Source organism: Ruegeria sp. YTSA105 (assembly GCF_059610225.1).
This window is the reverse complement of sequence record NZ_JBXWNE010000006.1, coordinates 1-21726: the sequence shown is the minus strand read 5'-3', so window position 1 is coordinate 21726 and position 21726 is coordinate 1. Positions and strand designations below refer to the sequence as shown.

Sequence of the window (21726 nt, the reverse complement as noted above, 5' to 3'; positions counted from 1 at the left end):
AAGCTGTATCCGCTATTGCGCGGCACCCAGGATCCGACGCAACCACCGGCCCAGATAAATCACGGGCCAACGCAGTACCGAGATCCCAGCAACCAGAACAATCAACCCGATCCACGGACCGTTCTGCAGCGTGACATAGCCAACGATAGGAATACCCGCAGCAATCAAGAAATAGGCGCGGGTCCAGTGATTATCCTTGCTGGGGATCATCGCCAGGACATTCGCAACAACTCCCCACAGGGCGGCAAGGGCAATGGACCAATTCATTCGTCGTCCCCTCGGCCTGTCCAACGTTGCCAATAGTGGCGAATTGGGTTTCGGAACATGGATGCAAAAGCCGCAAAGCCCAGGACCGAAAAGAACCAGCCGAAATCGTAACCCAGCCAGACAATCAGCGCCGGCGCAACGATAACCAACACAATCCCCGGTGGAAATTGCAGGCGCATCGGTAGCATGGCCACGATAGTCGATGCTATGACCCACAACCCTGCAAATAATACCGAATACGCCAAATCTTGCCTCCGAGACCGCTTTTTCTGCGGTTGCACGATCACTCTTTAGGGTTGCACCACAAAAGAGTCCATTACGTCACATCGCCTGTTATTTCTGCAAGCGCGAAGGCAGGCCATTGGCCCAGGCGCTGATCGTACCGGCACCAAGGCAGACAACCATGTCTCCGGGGCGGGCCTGTTCACGAACCAGGCGTTCAAGATCGGATTCGTCCATCAAAGCGCGGGCATGTCGATGCCCATGCCGGATGAGCCCCTGAACCAGGTCATCGCGGGACGCCCCTTCGATCGGGTCCTCTCCGGCAGCGAAAATATCGGCGATGGCAACAACGTCGGCGTCATTGAAACAGGTACAGAAATCATCGAACAGATTAGACAAACGCGAATACCTGTGGGGTTGATGGACCGCTATCACTCGGCCTTCGGTGGCCTGGCGTGCGGCTTTCAGAACCGCTGCGATTTCAACCGGGTGGTGACCGTAATCGTCGATGATCGTGACGCCATCGACCTCACCCACTTTGGTAAAGCGACGATTGACGCCACCGAAATGAGCCAACGCTTCGCGGATTTCGGCGGCTTTCATGCCCAGATGGCGGGCAACAGCGACGGCCGACAATGCGTTCGAGACGTTGTGGTCGCCGGGCATCGGCAGGGTGCAACCCTCGATCCTCTTGTCTTCGTATTGCAGGTGAATGTCGAAATGTGCGACGCCGCCCTTATAGGTCAGGTTCTCGGCCCGCACATCCGCCTGCGCGTTGAAACCATAAGTCCGCACGCGCCGGTCTGTGATGCGACCCACCAGTGTTTGCACTTCGGCGTGGTCGGTGCAGCAGACGGCAAGCCCGTAAAACGGCAGGTTCGAGACAAATTCGTAGAACCCGTCGCGCAGCTGGTCGAAATCGCCCCAATGCTCCATGTGCTCGGGGTCGATATTGGTGACAATGGCAATGGTCGCAGGCAGACGGTTGAACGAGCCGTCGGATTCGTCCGCCTCGACCACCATCCATTCGCCCTGCCCCATCCGCGCGTTCGAGCCATAAGCGTGAATGATGCCGCCATTGATCACGGTCGGGTCAAACTCCCCCGCCACCATCAGTTCCGCCATCATCGTGGTGGTGGTGGTTTTGCCATGGGTTCCGGCAATGGCGATGTTGGATTTCAGGCGCATCAGCTCGGCCAGCATATCGGCCCGGCGCACCACTGGCAGGCCGCGCGCACGGGCGCCGTCCAGCTCCGGGTTGCCCGGTTTGATCGCGGTCGACACCACAACCACGGCGGCGTTCTCAAGGTTTTCAGCACTTTGACCGACAAAGATCTCGGCCCCCAGACCCGCCAAACGGTCGGTGATCTTCGACGCCTTCAGGTCCGAGCCTTGAACCCGATAGCCCAGATTTAAAAGCACCTCGGCAATGCCCGACATCCCGATCCCGCCGATACCCACGAAATGGATCGGCCCGACATCCTGCGGCAGTTTGGTTGCTGGGGTCATGCGGTCTCCTTCTGCGCCAACTGTTCGACCTGGGCGACCAAGCGCTCGGTCGCGTCCGGTGCGCCGGTCGATAAGGCGGCATGGGCCATCTTTTGCGCGGCTTCGGGGTTTGTCAGAACTGCGGTGATTTGCTGTGTCAGCGAAGGAACGTCAAGCAGGTTCTCGGGGATCATGATTGCCCCTCCGGCCTGAACCAGCCCGCGTGCATTGGCGGTCTGATGATCGCCCGCTGCGGCGGCATACGGGATCAGGATCGAGGGCCGCCCGATGACGGATATATCCGCCACACTTGACGCGCCTGAGCGTGATATCACCAGCTGCGCATCAGACATGCGACGGGGCACATCCTGAAAGAACGGTTTCACTTCGGCACGGATACCGTGGTCGTCATAAAACGCGGAAACACGGGCGCCGTCTTCGTCGCGGGCCTGATGCGCGACACGAATATGTCGGCGCATCTCATCAGGCAGCGCGGCAATCGCTTCGGGCACAATCTGACTAAGGATGCGCGCACCTTGCGAGCCACCCATCACCAGGATCGACATCGGGTAATCGCCCGGTGGGATATAGCCCGCCGCAGCCCGGTCCAGCACGGCGGCCCGAACCGGGTTGCCGGTATGTATGCCCTTTGCACCGTCCGGCAGATCAGTCGGCCAGACACCACAAGCCACCTGCGCCACGCGGGTCGCAAACAGCTGATTCACGCGGCCCAAAACGCCGTTCTGCTCATGGATCATGCGCGGGATCTTCAACATCGTCGCAGCGCCCAGCGCTGGGATCGAGGGGTAACCGCCAAAGCCGACCACGACGTCCGGTCGGTCGCGCAGCATCTGAAACGCCATACCGGCGACACCACCTGCGATCTTGGGACCGACCATCAGTTTGGCGGGCAGTCCGCCACGAGCGAAGGTTGCCGAGGACGCCTCGACAATTTCAGTCGAATGCGGAAAGCCACCCGTATATCGTGCGCCGCGCGTATCGGTGGACAAGCGCACACGCCAGCCCCTGTGCAGCATCGCCTCGGCTAGCGCCTGAGCCGGGAACATGTGGCCCCCGGTCCCGCCAGCCGCAATCAGAAGGTAGGGTTTGCCCATCAGCCTCGTCCGCGTAGAATATCACCAAGTTCGCCCTGAGGGCGGGTGCGGGTAAACGCCAGAAGCATGCCGATTGCAATACCACCTGCAATCAGCGAGGACCCACCATAGCTGACGAACGGCAAAGTCATGCCTTTGGCAGGCAAAAGGCGCACGGCGACGCCCATATTGATCATCGCCTGAACCCCGAACATGCAGGCCAGACCGGTACCCGCAAGACGGATGAACATGTCGCGCTCGCGCATCAGCCGCAGCAATGACCGCACGACGATCAGGGAATACAGCGCGATGATGATCAGCACCAGGATCAGGCCATATTCCTCGGCCGCGACAGCGATGATGAAATCCGTATGGGCATCGGGCAGCGACCATTTAACCTGCCCTTCACCCACGCCGACACCGAAAAGCCCGCCCTCGCGGATCGCATTGGTGGCATAGCCCAGCTGGGTGGTCGGATCGACCTCTTGGTTCAGAAATCCGTCAATACGTCGGGCGAAATGTTCCGAGTTGGAATAGGCGAACATACCGCCAAGCACGACAAACCCCGCCATACCAACCAGCAACAACATCGGCGCACCGGCAACGAAATACATCACGCCCCAGCCAAACAGGATCAGGCAGGCCTGACCAAAATCGGGCTGCATAACCAACATGGCGACAATCGCCATGCACAGCGCAAAAGACCATAGCCGACCGGGCGGGCCGTTGATCTGTTGTGACGCGGCCAGCAACCAGGCCGCCACAACGATAAACCCGGGTTTCAGAAATTCAGACGGCTGCAGCGAGGCAAAGCCAAGCGAATACCAGCGCACCGCGCCTTTGCCAAAATCTGTGCCAAAGACGGGAAGGAAGACCAGCGCGACAAAAGCAGCAAGAAACCCCAACACCGCCAGACGTCGAACCAGTGTGGGCGACATCATCGAGGTCAGCAGCATCGCAACAAGCGCCAATCCGCCGAACAGCGCCTGGCGTTCGACGTAATGGAACGGGTCGAACCCGTTGCGACCAGCCAGCGGCGGCGATGAGGCCAGCCCCAGCAACAGCCCGATGACAAACAGGATCAGTACGCAGGACATCGTCCAACGATCAATCGTCCGCCACCACTTTGGTAGAATCGGTTCTCCGCGCTGGTCCTGAACCGCGCCATACACCATCTCAGTCATGAGATACCGCCACTATCTGCCTCGTCAACGCCCCGTTTTCGGGGTCTACGAGCGAGTCTACAGGGGTTTTAGTGTTTGGGCTAGTGGAATGACGCCGCAACAGAGGGAAATTGGCGCCTTCAAGCCAGTGATCCGCTTCAGGGCTTCCCGTCCCGGGCGTTCGGAACACCTAGGGAACAAGATCGTAGTGCTTTATCCTCCTGGATTCGACCAATTCAGCCTTTTTTCCCAGTTGAACTGTGACTTGGGAAATGCGCGTGATCACTGAACCGCCCTCCTGTGCAGTGCGTCATATTGAGCTTCCTTGTCGGGCGTATTCTGGCACATGGTATTCCGGCCAATATCACAAATGTTCCAACTGCCAATTTCATTCCATTTTCCCAAACCAATCAGAGGACGGATCCACAGTCACGGACGGACGATTGCAGCGCGTGTTTACGTCTCCCCCTTGCCATCCCAGCCATTCCACGCCATCCCCCGCGCATGACTTATGATACGATCATCCTGGGCGCCGGTGCTGCTGGCTTGATGTGTGCCGCCCATTGCGTTGGGCGCGTTCTGGTGATCGACCACGCGAAGGCGCCGGGTGAGAAAATCCGCATCTCGGGCGGCGGGCGGTGTAATTTCACCAATATGTACGCGGGGCCGGGCAACTTCCTGTCTCAGAACCCGCATTTCTGTAAGTCCGCATTGGCGCGCTACACGCAGTGGGATTTCATTGAAATGGTCGGGCGTCATGACATCGCTTGGCACGAGAAAACACTGGGACAGCTGTTCTGCGACGGTTCCTCGAAACAGATCATCCAAATGTTGCTGGATGAAATAGAGCGCGCCGGGGCCGAGCTGTGGGTAAGGACCGAGATGAAGGACCTGTGCAAAACCGACACTGGTTTCGCGCTGACGGTTGAACGCGAGGGACAGCGTCATGCCCTGACCTGCACCAATCTGGTTCTGGCCACGGGTGGCAAGTCGATCCCTAAAATGGGGGCGACGGGTCTGGCTTATGACATCGCACACCAGTTTGGATTGCGGATGACCGAGACACGCGCGGCTCTGGTGCCGTTCACCTTTACCGACGGCAGATTCAAGGACCTGTCCGGTGTCTCGCTGCCGACGCGGCTGTCGAACGACCGGACCAGCTTTGACGAGGCTTTGCTTTTCACCCATCGCGGCCTCAGCGGACCAGCTGCGCTGCAACTATCCTCATACTGGCGCGAGGGTGAGGCGATCCGGGTCAACCTGATCCAGGATATGCCACTGTTCGACCTGCTGCGAGATCAGCGCCAAAACAGCGGACGCAAAGCCCTGACTACTGAACTTTCCCGGCAGTTACCCGCGCGATTGGTCGATTTCCTGAGCCAACACATTCCCATGCAAGGCAATTTGGCCGACCAATCGGACACCGCCCTTTCGGACCTGGTCGAGGCCCTGTCGAACTGGCATCTGACCCCGTCCGGGACCGAAGGCTATCGCACCGCCGAGGTCACGCTGGGCGGCATCGACACCGATGATCTGTCGTCAAAAACGATGGAGGCCAGGGATGTCCCCGGCCTCTATGCGATAGGTGAAGCGGTGGATGTCACCGGTTGGCTGGGCGGGTACAATTTCCAATGGGCATGGTCCTCAGGCCATGCCGCTGGAACTGCAATCGCCAGTCGTGGTTAGCCGACACGGTATTTGCGCGGCACTAGCCGACGACGTTGTACCCACGGCCACGCATGCAGTTACGCACCAACACTTCTTTGTTCTGGTTCTTGTTGATCACGTCCGCACCGGCGCCAACCAACGCACCTGCAACCGCTGCACGGCCCAGATTATCGCTGCTGTCCTGTACGATCCCGGTCACTGCGGCTGCGCCAACGGCGCCGATGGCTGCATTCCCGGCCGTGGTGCCATCAACAGATGCCTGCGATGCCGCAAGCTGTTGGCACTGCTGCAGATCAACGTTGTAATTAGGGCCAACCGGACCATCGATGATCGGCTGGTAGTTTGCGCCAGTGTTGGTGCAGGCACCCGCAATCAGAATGGCAGGCAGGATCAGGGAAAACTTACGATATGGCATAGTCATAACCTCGTGTTGAATTTGACGGGTAGCAAAACCAAAAAATATGGCGCGTCAAGCTGATAGCATCTCAGCTTGGCCCAACCGGCGATCTATTGCAAATGGCGTGTCCTAAAGCCGTTTGCGAACCTGTTCAGCAAAATCCTCACCGCGCTGTTCGAAATTGTCATATTGATCAAAACTGGCTGCGGCAGGGGCCAGCAGAATCGTCTCACCCGACTGCGCGTCGTTCATTGCCTGTTCAACGGCTTCTGCCATTGTTGTGCAAACCAGGGTATCTGCCTGTAACTGCATTGCAAATCCGGCAGCTTCGCGCCCGATCACATAAGCCTTGAGCACATGTTCACTGGCTGAGTTGAGTGCAGACAACCCGCCCTCTTTCTCAAGCCCGCCACAGATCCAGCGGACCTTCTTGAACGCGTTCAACGCCTTTACTGCGCTGTCGACATTGGTCGCCTTTGAATCGTTCACATAGGTGACCCCATCCGCTTCGGCGATGATCTGACTGCGATGCGGCAGGCCCGGATAGCTGTGCAACGCATCCTGAATGATCCGAGGGGCCAACCCCAACGCGCGGCACGTGGCGTAGGCGGCACAGGCATTCTGGTGATTATGTGCACCGGGCAGACCTTTGATCTCGCGCAGGTCAATCGACCCCGCCTGTCGCCCCTTGCGATACTCCGACAGGAACCCTTTGCGCGCAAATACCTGCCATCCGGGTCCGGTCAACTTGCGGGCAACCGAAATACGGATCACCCGGTCATCCGTTGGCGCTTCGGCCAGCTGACCAGCCAGAAAGGCGCCTTCGTCCTCATCCACGCCGATCACGGCACGGTCAGGGCCACCTTCGGCAAACAGACGGCGCTTGGCGGCAAAATAGCCCCCCAAGCCACCGTGACGATCCAGATGATCCGGTGACAGATTGGTGAAAACGGCCACATCAGGTGTCAGCGACCGCGCAAGCTCTGTCTGATAGCTCGACAACTCCAACACCACGACCGAGCCATTGCCCCCTGGATCAATGTCCAAAACGCCTCGGCCGATATTCCCCGCCAGCTGTGCCTCACGGCCGGCTTCGATAAGGATATGATGGATAAGGGCGGCGGTGGTTGATTTCCCGTTCGACCCGGTCACCGCAACCACGCGGGGCGGAGTATCGAGATTGTCCCATTCCGGCCCAGCGAACGAGCGGAAAAACAAACCGATATCGTTATCCACCGGTACCCCGGCCTCAAGCGCGGCAGCCACGACCGGGTTAGGCTCTGGGTACAGATGTGGGATCCCCGGCGAGACAATCAGACAGGCAACCTCATCAAACGCCCGGTGACGGCCTAGATCGCAGCATGTGAACCCTTCGGCTTCGGCCGCCGCGCGTGCAGCCGGATTATCATCCCAGCAGACGGGTTCGGCATTACCGGCCCGCAAGGCGCGCGCCGTGGTCAGGCCAGACCGACCCAGCCCCAGAACCGCAACTTTCTGTCCTGAAAACCCTTTGACCGGGATCATATTTCCCACCTTCTTTCGACTTCAAATGCGCCGACACACTGCACAGATGAACCTGCCATTGGCAAGATCGACAGCAGGTTCGTGCGCAGCGCGAGCCCGGCCCAACTGGAGGCGGCGGGCCGGCTGTCCTCCGAACCTGGCGGGAGCCTACCGGACCTTCAGCGTCGCAAGCCCAATCATCGCCAGGATTAAAGAAATGATCCAGAACCGGATCACGATGGTGGGCTCGGCCCACCCCTTTTTCTCATAGTGATGGTGGATCGGGGCCATCAGGAACACGCGGCGTCCTGTGCGTTTGAAGTACAGCACCTGGATGATCACGCTCAGCGCTTCGACTACGAACAGACCTCCGACGACGGCCAGCACCAGCTCGTGTTTGGTGGCCACCGCAATCGCGCCCAAAGCGCCGCCCAATGCAAGCGATCCGGTATCGCCCATGAACACGGCTGCGGGCGGCGCGTTATACCATAGGAACCCAAGGCCAGCGCCGAACAGGGCCGAGGTGAAAATGAAAATCTCGCCGGTTCCGGGCACGTAATGCACATCCAGATACTCGGTAAAGTCGACCCGGCCCACCGCATAGGCGATGATCCCCAGGGTCGATGCGGCGATCATTGCGGGCATGATCGCCAAACCGTCCAGCCCGTCGGTCAGGTTGACCGCGTTTGCGGACCCAACGATCACGACAATCGCGAAAGGAATATAGAAAATCCCCAGGTTAAGCAGCGTGTCTTTGAAGACCGGTACCGCAAGCTGATTCTGCAGCGCCTCAGGGTGGTGCATCGTGGCCCAGACCGAGGCCAAAACCGCGATAATCACCCCAAGTCCCAGCCGCATTTTTCCCGAAACGCCTTTGGTGTTCTGTTTGGAGACTTTGGCATAGTCATCTGCAAACCCGATGGCGGCATAGGCCAGCGTCACGAATAAGACCATCCAGACATAAGGGTTATCCCACCGTGCCCAAACCAGTGTCGATGTGACAAGCGCGCCCACGATCAGCAAGCCGCCCATGGTCGGCGTGCCCGCCTTGGAAAAGTGCCCCTCGGGGCCATCATCCCGGATCGGTTGCCCTTTGCCCTGCTTGCGGCGCAGAACATTGATCAGCGGTTTGCCAAAGATAAACCCGAAAATCAGCGCTGTCATAAAGGCACCGCCCGCCCGGAACGTGATGTACCGGAAGAGATTGAAAAAATCCCCTCCGTCCGACAGGCCGGTCAACCAATAGAGCATATCAATACCTTTCCCGTGCGGCGATCATGGCTCAAGCGCGTCCCCTTGCCCCATTTCCCGCAAACCGTCAACAATTCGCGCCAGCGCCATGCTGAGTGATCCTTTGGCCAGAACAGTGTCGCCTGCGCAGATCAGCTCTGGCAGCCGTTCAGCCATCTCAACGCTGGTCTCAAACCAAAGTCCGCGCTTTTCCGCTGGCAACGCATCGTAAAGCGCTTTCATAAGCGGGCCAATGCAGTGAACCTGATCCATCTGCGTCATAGCCGCGACATTCGCCATCGCTGCATGCATGGGGATCTCTTGCGCGCCCAGCTCTTTCATATCACCCAGAAATGCGATCCGGCGCCTGCCCTGTGAGGCGGCCAGAACATCCAAAGCGGCCTCGATCGAGGTTGGATTGGCGTTATAGCTGTCGTCCAGCAATTCGATCTGACCACCACCGGCCAGCGAAATCTGCTCGCGAACGCCGCGACCTTTTACCGGCGACCAGTTGCGCAGGCCGGTGATGGCGTCGTTCAGGTCAACACCAAGTTCAACGCAGGCGGCCAATGCCCCAAGCGCATTCATGGCGAAATGAGTGCCTGCTGATTGCACATCAAAAGAGATGTCTTTTCCGTCGACGCTGGCCGTTGCATGGACCGAGTCAGGTTTTTGCACAACTCCGGTCAGCACGTAATCTGACGCAGCGCGCCCAAAACCAACGATCCCTGCCCCGGCCTCATTTGCAATTTGGCGCAGGATGTCGGCGTGTTCGATATCCGCATTCACGATGGCCGCGCCGCCTGGAGCCAACCCTTCGAATATCGCGGCTTTTTCCTCTGCAATACCGGCGACCGAGTCGAACGCCTCAAGATGGACTGCCGCGACGGTGGTAACCAAGGCCACATGCGGGCGGGCCTGACGCGCGAGCGGAGCGATCTCTCCGGGGTGGTTCATCCCGATCTCTATCACGGCAAATTCGGTGTCACGCGGCATCCGGGCAAGCGTCAGCGGCACACCCCAATGGTTGTTGTAACTGGCAACGCTGGCATGGGTTTTCCCCTGCGTTTCCAGAATATTGGCTAGCATTTCCTTGGTCGATGTCTTACCAACGCTACCGGTCACGCCAACCACGCGCGCCTCGGTCCGGGCGCGGGCCGCCTGCCCCAGTGCCTCAAGCCCGGTCTGTACGTCTTCGACGATCAGTAACCGCGCGTCCGGGGAAACGCCCTCGGGTATCTGCGAGACCAGCGCTGCGCCTGCGCCCTTCTCAAGCGCTTGCGCCACAAAATCGTGGCCATCGCGCGCCGCCTTCAGCGCAACAAACAGATCTCCGGGCTGCAATGTGCGGGTGTCGATGGATACGCCATTGACCTGCCAATCGGCGGTGGCACGCCCACCCGTGGCCGCAGCGGCCTCGGCCGCAGTCCAGAGCGTCATGCCACCCTCCCGTCCAGGGCGGCCACGCTAATGCTGGCTTGCTCAACGTCATCGAATGGCAATACCTGATCGCCCACGATCTGTCCTGTCTCGTGCCCTTTTCCGGCGATCAGCAAGGCATCACCCGGTTGCAGGGCATCTATGCCGCGCAGGATGGCTTCGGCACGATCACCCACTTCGGTTGCCTCGGGCGCGCCCAGCATCACAGCGGTACGAATGGTAGCTGGGTCTTCGGTGCGAGGATTGTCGTCGGTGACAAATACCACATCAGCGTTATTGGCCGCAGCCTTGCCCATCAGCGGGCGCTTGGTCGCATCACGATCTCCGCCGGCACCGATGACGGCGATAAGCCGGCCCATAACATGAGGGCGCAAAGCCTTGAGTGCCGTGGCCACAGCATCTGGCGTATGGGCGTAATCGACAAACACAGCAGCCCCGTTTTCACGCGTCGCAGCCAGTTGCATCCGTCCCCGGACCGTCGTCAGATGTGGCAGGGTCTCGAAAACACGCCTGGGATCTTCGCCACCAGCGATCACCAGCCCACATGCCAGCAGGATGTTTTCAGCCTGGAACCCACCGATCAGGTTCAATCGGGTCTGATATACCTTACCCTGCCACGAAAACCGCAGATCCTGCCCGGTTGCATCAAAGCGCTGATTGAGCAGACACAGATCTGCATCACCCAATCCAACGGTCAGCACATTTTGCCCACGGGTTTCAGCGATACGACGAACCTGCCCACCCTTTGGATCGCTCATGTTGACCACAACCGTGCCGTCCTGAGGCAACACGCGGTCGAAAAGTCCTGCTTTGGCGGCAAAATACGCCTCGAAGGTTTCGTGATAATCCAGATGATCCTGGGTGAAATTCGAGAAACCCGCTGCCGCCAACTGTACCCCGTCCAGGCGGCGCTGCTCGAGACCATGCGAGGATGCCTCCATCGCGGCATGTGTCACACCGTTCTCAGCCGCGTCGGCCAAACACCGATGCAGGGTGATCGGTTCGGGCGTTGTATGCGCCAAAGGGGCAGTCCATGCGCCCTCGACCCCGGTTGTGCCCAGGTTGACGGCCGCATGACCCAGTTCCATCCAGATTTGGCGGACAAAGGTCGCGACAGAGGTTTTACCATTGGTCCCCGTCACAGCCACGATGGTCTGAGGCTGCTTTCCGAACCACAGTGCTGCGCATCCTGCCAGCGCCTGCCTTGGGTCTTCAACCACCACCAGCGCGGCATCCGACCCCGCAAGCACGCCCGCTGCGACCTCGGCCCCTTCGGCATCGGTGAGGATTGCGGCGGCCCCCATGCGCAGAGCATATTGAATGAACTCTGCGCCATGGACGCGCGTTCCCGGAAGTGCCGCAAACAGATAACCGTCTTTGACCTCGCGGCTATCAACGGCCAACCCGGTAATCTCAGGGTTTGCACCCGCACGTGCGGTCAGGGCCAGTTGGCTGAGTTTCTTAGTCCTAGTGCCCATGACCCACCTTTCGCCGGACGCCTAATTCGAGGTCAGCGTTATAGCAGCGCGCGCCTCAGGCTCAAGCCGGGGGCGCAATCCCAACAAGGGCGCGACACGCCCGATCAGCTCCGCAGCCACAGGTACGGCTGTCCACCCTGCTGTACGGCGTTTTTCGCCATAGGCCACGATGGAAGGTTCATCCAGAGTGACGATAAGTACGTACTTCGGATCATAGGCCGGGAAGATCGTCGCAAAAGTGGCGATGACTTTGTCATCATAGTACCCACCGCGCGGCTTCGGTTTGTCTGCCGTACCGGTTTTACCTGCCACGTCATAGCCGGCGACATCGCCAAAGCTCGCTGTGCCGTCGGTGACAACCTTGCGCAGCATCTTCTGCGCCTGCGTCGCAGCGCCCAGAGACATCACGCGCGGGCCATATTGTGACCCGCTCCTGCGCAGAATCGTTGGGCTGACATAATACCCGCCATTGGCAATCGCCGCATATCCCGCCGCCAGATGCATCGGGCTGGTCGACAAGCCATGGCCATAAGAAATGGTCACTGTGCTCAGCTCACCCCATTTCTTGGGCTTGAGCGGCTCGCCACCTTTTGCTTCGACAATCTCGAACGGGGTCGGTTCGAACATGCCCAGCGAACGCAGGAATTCCTGTTGCCGCTGCGCGCCAATTTGCAGCGCCAGACGCCCAGTACCCCGGTTCGAGCTGTGGACGATCACATCCGCCACGCTGATCTTGCCGTAATTCTTGCCGTTGAACTCACCAATCGGAAAACGCCCGATTTTCATCGGACCCGAGGTGTCGATGATCGTTTCAGAGTTCACCAGACCAAGCTGAATTGCCTGCGCGGCGGTGAATATCTTGAACACAGATCCCAGCTCGTAAACGCCCTGCACATAGCGGTTGAACAAGGGGCTGTCCGATGGATCGAACCCCGACGTCGGGGGGCGCGGGCGATCATTGGGATCAAAGGATGGCAGCGACGCCGCCGAGATGACCTCGCCCGTATGCGCATCCATCAAAACGGCTGAGGCGCCTTTGGCGTTCATGATCTTCATGCCACCAAAAAGCACCTGTTCGACAGCGGCCTGTACAGTCAGATCCAGCGAGAGTTGCAGCGGCTTGTTTCCGTTGGCAGGGTCCCGCAGATAATCGTCGAATTGCTTTTCAATCCCGGCCACGCCTATCACCTCGGCAGCGCTCACGCCTTCACGCCCAAAACCTGACCCGCCAAGGATATGTGCTGCCAGCTTGCCATTCGGGTAAAGGCGCATTTCGCGGGGGCCAAACAGAATACCTGGATCACCGATGTCATGCACGGCTTGCTTCTGCTCGGGCGAGATGCGCTTTTTGATCCACAGGAACTTGCGGTTGCCGGTGAAATCCTTGATCAGACGGTCTTTTTCCAAATCCGGGAAGATTGCGACCAGTTGATCCGCGGCGGCAATCGGATCGATCATCAACGGCGGCTGGGCATAGACGGAATAGGTGTCCAGGTTGGTGGCCAGAATGCGCCCTTCGCGGTCAACAATATTGGCGCGCTGCATCGCGATTGTGGCACCGGGGGCGTTGGCCAAGGGTTCTTGCGCCTCGGATGTCGCAAGCATCCCCATCCGAACGCCAACCACCGAGAAGGCGCAAAAGAAGAAAAGACCCAGCACCAGCAAACGGCCCTCGGCCCGAGCGCGGGCCCTGTCCTTCATATCTTCATGGCGCTTCTGGATGTTTTCGCGCTCGATAACCTTGGGGTTTTCACCGCGTGCGCGCGCATCCAGGACACGGGCCAGAGGGCGGAGGGGCGTGCGCGTCATGGGAATTGCACCTCTCCCAACGCCTTAATGTTGGTTATCGCCTGCAATTCGATGGGATCGACAATCGGAAGATCCGGATCCTCAGCATAGGCAACCTGATCCGCGCGTCCAAACTGCTCAGCTCGCAAGGGCAGCAGGCCGAGACGTTCAAAATTCAGATCCGCCAGCTCTCGAAGACGATCAGGACGGTTCAAATAAGCCCATTCCGCATTCAGAACGGCCAGTCGGACCTGTGCCACGCCGATCTCTCGTTGCAGTGTTTGCGTTTCTTTCACAACTTGCTGGGTGCGGTAGTTCTCTTGATACGCCCAAAGGGCCACCCCGAACACGGCCAAGGCAGTCAACACATACAATACACTCTTCATTTTGCCCTTCCCCCTAGTTGCGGCATCCCAATGGCACGGGCTTCAATTTCCCCTGCCGGAGCCTCGGTGCGCACAGCAACACGCAGCTTGGCTGAGCGCGAACGCGGATTTTCCTGCAATTCCTGATCGTCCGGCCCCACCGCCTTACGGGTTTTAAGCGTAAATTGCGGCAGGTCCTGCTCAATTTCGGGCGCATAGCGATTGGCCCGGCCGGTTTTGCCCGCCCGCGACTGAAAGAACCGCTTTACCATGCGATCTTCGATCGAATGGAATGTCACAACAGCCAGCTGCCCGCCCGGTTTCAGCGCGCGCTCAGCGGCCATCAGGCCCTGGAACAATTCTTCATATTCAGCATTCACAGCGATGCGCAGCCCCTGAAAGCTGCGTGTGGCGGGATGCGATTGACCGGGTTTTGGCCTTGGCAAACAGGATTCGATCAGCACCACCAACCGCAAAGTGGTTGTGATCGGCTCTTCCGCCCGCGCCTTGACGATAGCTCTGGCAATACGCCTGCTGGCGCGTTCTTCCCCATAGTGAAACAGGATGTCGGCCAGTTGTTCCTCGCTTGCGGTGTTGACCAGATCAGCGGCGCTTTCTCCGTCCTGGCTCATGCGCATGTCCAGCGGGCCGTCCTTCATAAAGGAAAAGCCACGCTCGGCCAAATCCAGCTGCATGGAGGAAACCCCAAGGTCCAGCACCACCCCGTCCAAGTCCTGCGCGTATTCGTCCAGACGCGAAAAGACGCCGGGCTGCATCACCAGCCGATCGCCATAGCCCTTGGCCCAGTCCGCGGCCATTTCAAAGGCCAGCGGATCACGATCAACGCCGACGACCTTGTCCGCGCCTGCCTCGAGCAGGCCACGGGTATATCCCCCGGCACCAAAGGTTCCGTCCAACCAAACACCCGACACCGGAGAGACCGCAGCCAGCAAAGGGCGCAATAATACCGGAATATGTGGTTTGTCAGAAGAGGGTTGCGCACCGGCCATGCCGTCACGCGTCCCCGACGCCATCTAGGAACACCAGAGGGTCAAAATCTTCGGGCTGATCATCCAGCCATTCTTCGGCCGCCGCCAATTCATCAGACTCGTAGGTTTCAGGCTTCCAGATCTGGAACGTGTCGCCGGCAGCAATAAAGAAGGCTTCGCCCTCTAGGTCAATCTTGCTGCGCAGCTTGGCAGGCAGGACCAGACGCCCGGTCTCGTCCACATTGGTCGGAAAGGATTGCCCGTGGAACATACGCTGCAGGGTTTTCCGCTGCATCGAACCGCGCGGAAGCGCATCGATCTTGGCGTCAACCTCGTCAATCGCCTGCATAGTATAGCATTCAAGGAATTTGCGCCTGTGGTCGCCATAAACAATTACAAGTTCGGGATTGTCACCGGGCTTCCAGTTGGGATCAGAAGCTTCAAGCACACGGCGAAACGAGGCCGGGATTGATACCCTGCCCTTCGTGTCCACCTTATGGTGGCTTTCACCTCTAAACCTGCGCGCCAAGACGACTGTCCCTTTCGCTTGCGCCCCACTTGAAATTCTCACTCCCCCCAGAATTAAAACGGCGGGTTGATCTGCTGCCACTGATCAACCCGCCGCATTGACCCGCTTTGCGGGATGTCCAGCTGCGCGCGCCACCTGGGGGGATGTCTGCTCGCCCGCGCGCCGGATCTCTTGGTTGATGAAAGCGAGAAGCCTGTATGAAACCTGATTTTATTGGTTCGGGGTCGTTTAGCGCCCCATGTGCCTCGTCCTCATCGGATAACTAAGGGATGGCATGGGAATTCATGGAAATCAATAGAAAATTTCTCACACTCATGCCCCAACTCACAATGTAATCGATAAGAAAATGAATGGAAACTCAATTTATACACCAGAATTAGGATACAACTACCTTATAGTAACCATATATAGATAAATCAGAGAAATTCTGAGCGTCCCATGAATTCCCAACATTTTTTTACTTTCGTCGATTCCCCGTAGATAGAGCCAGCAAATCCTCCATTCCAAACTACGAATCAACAAAGGTGGCTCGGTTCCCACGCACTCCCAAGTTACTAAAAACCACCTGAACCCACGATTTCCCATATACGCACGAGCACAGCCGTTCGGCTGCTTCGATAACCGTACCGAAGCAATCGGACCTTACGTCACGATCCTATTGTTTTCAGTGGAACCGCATTAGAAGCGACACCCTTGGCGCAACTCAAACCCATATTTTTAAGACATATTCGATTGCCAACATTCAACTCTTTGATATCCATGCATTTGCTGCATAGCAGCATTGACGACGTCAACTATTGTGCAATCGCAGCATTTGCTTATTTTCATCCTCAAGCAAACGCCGAAACACTTCGGCACCAACATACGAAACGGGTTACGCAGATGGGTGTAGCAACACAACAAACCGCTCTGAGAAGCGCTCCGGCATTCGGCCTGGCTTCGATGATCGAAACCGCAAAAACCCGGTTTGCACGCTATCGGGCCTACCGCCAGACGGTTAACGAACTGTCCGAGCTGTCCGATCGCGAGTTGGCCGACCTGGGCCTGCACCGCTCAATGATCCGTCGGCTGGCAATGCAGGCCGCAGAAGAACAATTCGCGCGTTAAGCGCACAGCAATACAGAGATCAGACCCTACTCCTCCCTTGGGTCTGTAATCTGCGGCAACGTCTCTCCTCCTCCCTGACGTTGCCGCCTTTTATACCGGCCCTGAACGCCGGAAGCAGATACATCGGGGCTCTCCTCCTCCCTGCCCTGATGTTGAAAGTACGCGGCGACGTCTCTCCTCCTCCCTGACGTCGCCGCGTCTTCCTCATACCGGGATCAAACCCGGGTTCGGATACATCGGGGCTCTCCTCCTCCCTGCCTTGGTGTTGAAAAGAACGGCGGTTTCCTTCCTCCTCCCTGGGAACCGCCGTTTTTCGTTTCCCCCAAAGAAAAAGGCGCCCACCCAGGCGCCTTTCAAAACATTGAGCATGCGCCGTCAGGCGCATTCCTTTTGGTTAAAACGGAACGTCGTCCTTCGGAAAAAGATACTGGGCGACAACCTTCTTGGTGCCCGCCTTGTCGAACGCGACCTCAACCTTTTCGCCCTCGATGCCCTCCACTGCGCCATAGCCGAATTTCTTGTGAAACACCCGTTCACCCAGTGTGAAACTTGCCACCGCGGTTGCGTCGATCACCGTGTTGCGGGTTTCGCGCGGTTGCGACATGCCATATTGTCCCTGCCGCGCCTGCAGCCGTTTCCAGCCGGGTGAGTTATAGACATTTGCCTCAGCCGCACGGGTTTCGATCCCGGCCGAGGGCTGCCCCCCGCCATAGAGTCCCGGAGGCGTCAGAACCTCGACATGCTCCTCGGGCAGTTCGTCAATAAACCGTGATGGCATCGAATTCTGCCATTGCCCGAACACCCGGCGGTTGGCGGCAAAGGAAATCGTACAGACCTCTTCGGCACGGGTGATGCCCACATAGGCCAGGCGCCGTTCCTCTTCGAGCCCCTTGATTCCGGTCTCGTCCATCGACCGCTGCGACGGGAACAACCCGTCCTCCCAACCCGGTAGAAACACGGCGGGAAACTCCAGCCCCTTGGCCGCATGCAGAGTCATGATCGAGACCTTTGCCCCATCCGTTTCCTTTTCATTGTCCATGACCAGGCTGACATGTTCCAAGAACCCTTGCAGGTTCTCGAAATTGTCCAGCTGGTTGACCAGTTCCTTGAGGTTTTCCAGCCGCCCCGGCGCCTCGGGCGTTTTCTCATTCTGCCAATGGGCGGTATAGCCGGATTCATCCAGCACGATCTGCGCCAGTTCGATATGCGTGTGCTCGGGCGCGCCATAGCGGATCGGAGACACCCCGTCATCAATGACGGTGTCATCATCCACTTCGATACGTGGTCCGCGTGTCATCGCATTCCACCGAGCCAGCCCGTCGATCAACTCGCGCAGCGCCTTGCCGCCCTTGCCCTTGATCAACCCCTGCTCGACCACGATCCGCGCGCCTTCGACCAGGGACACCCCGTTTTCACGCGCCACCACTTGAATGGTCTGCTGCGCCTTGTCCCCAAGGCCGCGCTTGGGCGTGTTAACGATCCTCTCGAACGCCAGATCATCCTCGGGGCTGACCACCAGCCGGAAATAGGCCATGGCATCGCGAATCTCCATCCGCTCGTAAAACCGCGGCCCGCCGATCACCTTATAGGGCATCCCGATAGTCAGGAACCGATCCTCAAACGCGCGCATCTGGTGCGACGCGCGCACGAGGATAGCCATTTCATCTAAGTTGATCGGGCGCACGCCACGCGTCCCGCTCTGCATCGCGTCGATCTCTTCTCCGATCCAACGCGCCTCTTCCTCACCATCCCAATGGCCAATCAGGCGAACCTTTTCACCCTCTTCTCTGTCGGTCCAAAGCTCTTTGCCCAACCGGCTTTCATTGCCCCGAATAACGTTCGAAGCCGCCGCCAGAATATGCGGGGTCGAGCGGTAGTTCTGTTCCAGCCGAACCACAAAAGCACCGGGAAAATCTTTCTCGAACCGCAGGATGTTGCCTACCTCGGCCCCGCGCCAGCCATAGATCGACTGATCGTCATCGCCAACACAGCAGATATTCTTATGCCCCCCGGCCAGCAGACGCAGCCACAGATACTGAGCGACGTTGGTATCCTGATACTCGTCCACAAGGATGTAGCGGAACCAGCGCTGGTATTGCTCCAGAACATCCGGATGGGTTTGAAAGATCGTGACCATGTGCAACAGCAGATCGCCGAAATCCACCGCATTCAGCTCACGCAGGCGGGTCTGGTATTGGGCATAAAGCTCAATGCCTTTGTTATTATAAGCTCCGGCATCCGCAGCAGGCACCCTATCTGGCGTCAGCGCGCGGTTTTTCCAGTCATCAATGATCCCGGCCAGCATCCGCGCAGGCCAGCGTTTGTCGTCGATATTGGCTGCCTGAGTCAGTTGCTTGAGCAAGCGCTTTTGGTCATCCGTATCCAAAATGGTAAAATTCGACTTGAGGCCCGCCAGTTCGGCATGGCGGCGCAACAGTTTGACGCAGATCGCATGGAACGTTCCCAGCCACGGCATCCCTTCGGCAGGTCGGCCCAGCATGCGCCCGACCCGTTCTTTCATCTCGCGCGCGGCCTTGTTGGTGAAGGTCACGGCCAAAATCTCGTTCTCGCGTACCCGATGCGATCTGAGCAGATGGGTGATCCGCGCGGTCAGTGCCTTGGTCTTGCCCGTGCCGGCACCTGCCAGCATCAAAACCGGACCGTCCAGCCGCTCGACCGCTTCGCGCTGTGCCGGGTTGAGGTCGTTCAAATAGTCGACAGCCACCGCAGGCATCGCCCGCGCCGACAGCAATGCGCCCTCGAAGGCGTCCATTTCGTCAAAACTGCTCATACTCTCAAACTACGCCGGATGGGCGCAAAGGGAAAGGCTTTGTTCACGGCTTGTTCACAAGCTTTTAAGATTTTCCTTGCGTTCAATTCTAACCAAATGAAGCGGTGTTCGACTGATGCCATTAACTCTCTGTAAAGCCTTAGGTCAGATGCTTGGCCCAAAGGTTTGGGAGCATATGGATATGGCATTGGCTGAGCGGGGGACGATCAATCATCGACTCAAATGGACCGGGATCACCCTATTGCTGATCAGCCTCGCCATTGGTGCGGGTTGGGGTGTCTATAGGCTTCCTGCGCCCTTGGTGGAACGGATGCTGCGGACAGATATCCTCAAACAGTCAGAATTGTGGAAACGCCGGGTTGTTTTGCATCTTGAAGACCCCGAAACAACGCTGCGAACCGGCCATATAGACGGGCATGACGCAGAGTTTCTGACCTCGATGCCCGAAGCATCGGATGTCTACCGGTTCAGGTTGTTCGACACGAGTGGACGCGTGGTCTGGTCCACTCGTCAAGGTGAGGTCGGCCTGCGCGAAGACAGCGCGTTCTTTCGCGCCGATGTTGCCCGGGGAATGGTGTACTATTTACAAGAGGTTGTGCCCCTATCCGAGATTGACGGCTTGGACTTGCACACAGGCAACATTCAGAACTCCAGTGCGCATCACATAGTCAAAGTCTTTATGCCGGTTACCAAAAACGGTCGCTTCATCGGTGCGATAGAGTTTTTTACCGATATCTCGGATTTGCGGGCGACCTTCATAACCCGGCTGAGAATTTCGCTGATCGTTCTAAGCGGTGTGGCCCTGTTGGCGCTGGCGATGGTGTCATTGGTGACCTACAGGACCAACCGGGCGCAACTGCGCTCTTTGCACAAACAATCCGAGAAAGAGCGTGATCTGATGGCAGACCAGCTCCGCCTGGCGCGTGAGGTGCGGCTGCTAGGGGAGCTGAACGAATGGCTGCAATCCAGCCGTTCGCTGGATGAACTGTTCGATATGGTTTCGCGCTTTATGACCCATATCCTGCCCGAAGCAGAGGGCAGCGTTTACGTCTACTCGAACTCGCGCGATGTGCTTGATGGCTGTGCCAGTTGGAACGGCGGCACCCATAAGGCACATATCCACCCCGAGGGGTGCTGGGGTCTGCGCCGGGGGCGTACCTATGAATTCGGCGCCTCCGAGATTGATTTCATCTGCGAACATGCGGAACCGCATGACGGGCGCCAATATTTCTGTTTTCCGATTCTGGCTCATGGCGAGACGGTTGGATTGTTGCATCTTCGGGCACATGAAAACTGCGAAGAAGAGTTTCACGTCAGCAGGAAACTGGCGCAGCTCTGCGCTGAACAGATCAGCATGGCCATTGCAAATGTGAGGATGCGCGATCAGCTGCACGACCAGTCCGTGCGTGATCCTTTGACCGGACTGTTCAACCGTCGTCATATGACGGAAACCCTGCGCAAGTCTATTTCACGCAGTCAACAGACCGGTGTACCGCTGAGCCTGATCGCCGTTGATGTCGATCATTTCAAGAAGTTCAACGACACTCATGGCCATGATGCAGGCGACATGGTGCTGCGCGCAGTCGGAGCCGCCTTGGAACAGGGCTGTGACCGGGACGAGGTTGCCTGCCGTATTGGTGGTGAGGAATTCATGCTGATCTTGCCGGACAACACCCCGGATGACGCGGTGAGCCGTGCCGAGAAATTACGGCAGTCGGTCGAAGCGGTTTCGGTCCGATACGGTGACAAGTCGCTGCCGCGAATAACGATTTCGGTTGGTGTATCGCATTACCCGGCGCACGGCACCATGCCGCAAGATTTGATGCGCGCCGCCGATGACGCGCTGTATATGGCAAAAGACAAAGGGCGCAATCAGGTGCAAGTCGCCAAGGGAACGCCAACCGAAACCGGGTCCGCTGATAGCAACGGCCAAAAGGTTCGGACTTCAGGCCCAGTCGCGGCGGCGTGAAGCTCTAGCTAATACTTAGCAAAAACTTCACTTACCCGGCGCCTGATTGCGCGGGCAAGGTAGCCACTTCTATACTTGTTAGCTTTCTCCAAGATCTTGGCCACATCGCGATCTTGCCAACCGTCCTAGCCAGCCCTATCGCCTTTGAGCGGCACAATCCCTAGGTTCTGGACCTATTAATTTGGTTGCCGTCATCCCGCCTGCGTGATTCATACCCGTGAGTTTCAGGGGTATAACA

At 58.2% G+C, this 21726-nt stretch carries 18 protein-coding genes; 3 read left to right on the top strand and 15 right to left on the bottom strand.

What is annotated here, in order from left to right; all coding sequences use genetic code 11:
- Positions 1–12 precede the first annotated feature (12 nt).
- From AC2FH2_RS09490 to ftsW, 5 genes are all read right to left on the bottom strand, one after another.
- Complete coding sequence (locus AC2FH2_RS09490; protein ID WP_142635031.1) at positions 13–267, bottom strand: DUF2484 family protein; 255 nt, start codon at positions 265–267, stop codon at positions 13–15.
- Positions 264–512 (bottom strand): DUF2484 family protein, encoded by a 249-nt coding sequence (locus AC2FH2_RS09485; RefSeq protein WP_142635033.1) that lies wholly within the window; start codon positions 510–512, stop codon positions 264–266. The genes AC2FH2_RS09490 and AC2FH2_RS09485 overlap by 4 nt, the downstream gene beginning before the upstream one ends.
- A gap of 88 nt (positions 513–600) precedes the next feature.
- Complete coding sequence (gene murC, locus AC2FH2_RS09480) at positions 601–1998, bottom strand: UDP-N-acetylmuramate--L-alanine ligase (protein WP_142635035.1); 1398 nt, start codon at positions 1996–1998, stop codon at positions 601–603.
- Positions 1995–3092, bottom strand: a complete 1098-nt coding sequence (locus AC2FH2_RS09475; RefSeq protein ID WP_142635037.1) for a UDP-N-acetylglucosamine--N-acetylmuramyl-(pentapeptide) pyrophosphoryl-undecaprenol N-acetylglucosamine transferase — start codon at positions 3090–3092, stop codon at positions 1995–1997. Before AC2FH2_RS09475 ends, murC begins: the two co-directional genes overlap by 4 nt.
- Complete coding sequence (ftsW, locus tag AC2FH2_RS09470; protein ID WP_142635039.1) at positions 3092–4255, bottom strand: putative lipid II flippase FtsW; 1164 nt, start codon at positions 4253–4255, stop codon at positions 3092–3094. The genes AC2FH2_RS09475 and ftsW overlap by 1 nt, the downstream gene beginning before the upstream one ends.
- A 483-nt stretch (positions 4256–4738) precedes the next feature.
- Between ftsW and AC2FH2_RS09465 the strand changes: the two genes are divergently transcribed.
- Positions 4739–5920: a BaiN/RdsA family NAD(P)/FAD-dependent oxidoreductase gene (locus AC2FH2_RS09465; protein WP_496690899.1), complete on the top strand. Its 1182-nt coding sequence runs from the start codon at positions 4739–4741 to the stop codon at positions 5918–5920.
- Between the two features lie 22 nt (positions 5921–5942).
- Here AC2FH2_RS09465 and AC2FH2_RS09460 read toward each other — a convergent pair whose 3' ends face one another.
- The 9 genes from AC2FH2_RS09460 to mraZ all read right to left on the bottom strand — a co-directional run bounded on the left by AC2FH2_RS09460 (position 5943) and on the right by mraZ (position 15585).
- On the bottom strand, positions 5943–6317 hold the full coding sequence (locus AC2FH2_RS09460; protein ID WP_246097157.1) for a glycine zipper family protein: 375 nt from the start codon (positions 6315–6317) through the stop codon (positions 5943–5945).
- 111 nt (positions 6318–6428) lie between these two features.
- On the bottom strand, positions 6429–7823 hold the full coding sequence (gene murD, locus AC2FH2_RS09455; RefSeq protein ID WP_496823386.1) for a UDP-N-acetylmuramoyl-L-alanine--D-glutamate ligase: 1395 nt from the start codon (positions 7821–7823) through the stop codon (positions 6429–6431).
- 147 nt (positions 7824–7970) lie between these two features.
- Positions 7971–9053, bottom strand: coding sequence for a phospho-N-acetylmuramoyl-pentapeptide-transferase (gene mraY, locus AC2FH2_RS09450; protein ID WP_496689709.1), 1083 nt, complete (start codon positions 9051–9053; stop codon positions 7971–7973).
- 24 nt (positions 9054–9077) lie between these two features.
- Positions 9078–10472 carry a UDP-N-acetylmuramoyl-tripeptide--D-alanyl-D-alanine ligase gene (locus AC2FH2_RS09445; RefSeq protein WP_496823385.1) on the bottom strand — a complete coding sequence of 465 codons (1395 nt, stop codon included), beginning with the start codon at positions 10470–10472 and terminating at the stop codon, positions 9078–9080.
- Positions 10469–11950 (bottom strand): UDP-N-acetylmuramoyl-L-alanyl-D-glutamate--2,6-diaminopimelate ligase, encoded by a 1482-nt coding sequence (locus tag AC2FH2_RS09440; RefSeq protein ID WP_496693958.1) that lies wholly within the window; start codon positions 11948–11950, stop codon positions 10469–10471. Before AC2FH2_RS09440 ends, AC2FH2_RS09445 begins: the two co-directional genes overlap by 4 nt.
- A 21-nt stretch (positions 11951–11971) precedes the next feature.
- Positions 11972–13759, bottom strand: coding sequence for a peptidoglycan D,D-transpeptidase FtsI family protein (locus AC2FH2_RS09435; RefSeq protein ID WP_142635051.1), 1788 nt, complete (start codon positions 13757–13759; stop codon positions 11972–11974).
- The gene (ftsL, locus tag AC2FH2_RS09430) at positions 13756–14124 is read right to left on the bottom strand and encodes a cell division protein FtsL (RefSeq protein ID WP_142635053.1); all 369 of its coding nucleotides are present in this window, start codon (positions 14122–14124) and stop codon (positions 13756–13758) included. The genes AC2FH2_RS09435 and ftsL overlap by 4 nt, the downstream gene beginning before the upstream one ends.
- Positions 14121–15113, bottom strand: coding sequence for a 16S rRNA (cytosine(1402)-N(4))-methyltransferase RsmH (rsmH, locus tag AC2FH2_RS09425; RefSeq protein ID WP_496823475.1), 993 nt, complete (start codon positions 15111–15113; stop codon positions 14121–14123). Before rsmH ends, ftsL begins: the two co-directional genes overlap by 4 nt.
- 4 nt (positions 15114–15117) lie before the next feature.
- Positions 15118–15585 (bottom strand): division/cell wall cluster transcriptional repressor MraZ, encoded by a 468-nt coding sequence (mraZ, locus tag AC2FH2_RS09420; protein WP_271950297.1) that lies wholly within the window; start codon positions 15583–15585, stop codon positions 15118–15120.
- Positions 15586–16503: 918 nt separating this feature from the next.
- On the opposite strand from mraZ, the gene AC2FH2_RS09415 reads away from it, so the two are divergent.
- Positions 16504–16728, top strand: coding sequence for a DUF1127 domain-containing protein (locus AC2FH2_RS09415; RefSeq protein WP_142635057.1), 225 nt, complete (start codon positions 16504–16506; stop codon positions 16726–16728).
- 394 nt (positions 16729–17122) lie between these two features.
- Here the strand turns inward: AC2FH2_RS09415 and AC2FH2_RS09410 are convergent, their stop codons facing one another.
- Positions 17123–19519, bottom strand: a complete 2397-nt coding sequence (locus AC2FH2_RS09410; RefSeq protein WP_496823384.1) for an ATP-dependent helicase — start codon at positions 19517–19519, stop codon at positions 17123–17125.
- Between the two features lie 181 nt (positions 19520–19700).
- Here AC2FH2_RS09410 and AC2FH2_RS09405 point away from each other — a divergent pair, with 181 nt between their 5' ends.
- On the top strand, positions 19701–21488 hold the full coding sequence (locus AC2FH2_RS09405) for a sensor domain-containing diguanylate cyclase (protein ID WP_142635191.1): 1788 nt from the start codon (positions 19701–19703) through the stop codon (positions 21486–21488).
- Positions 21489–21726: the final 238 nt, after the last annotated feature.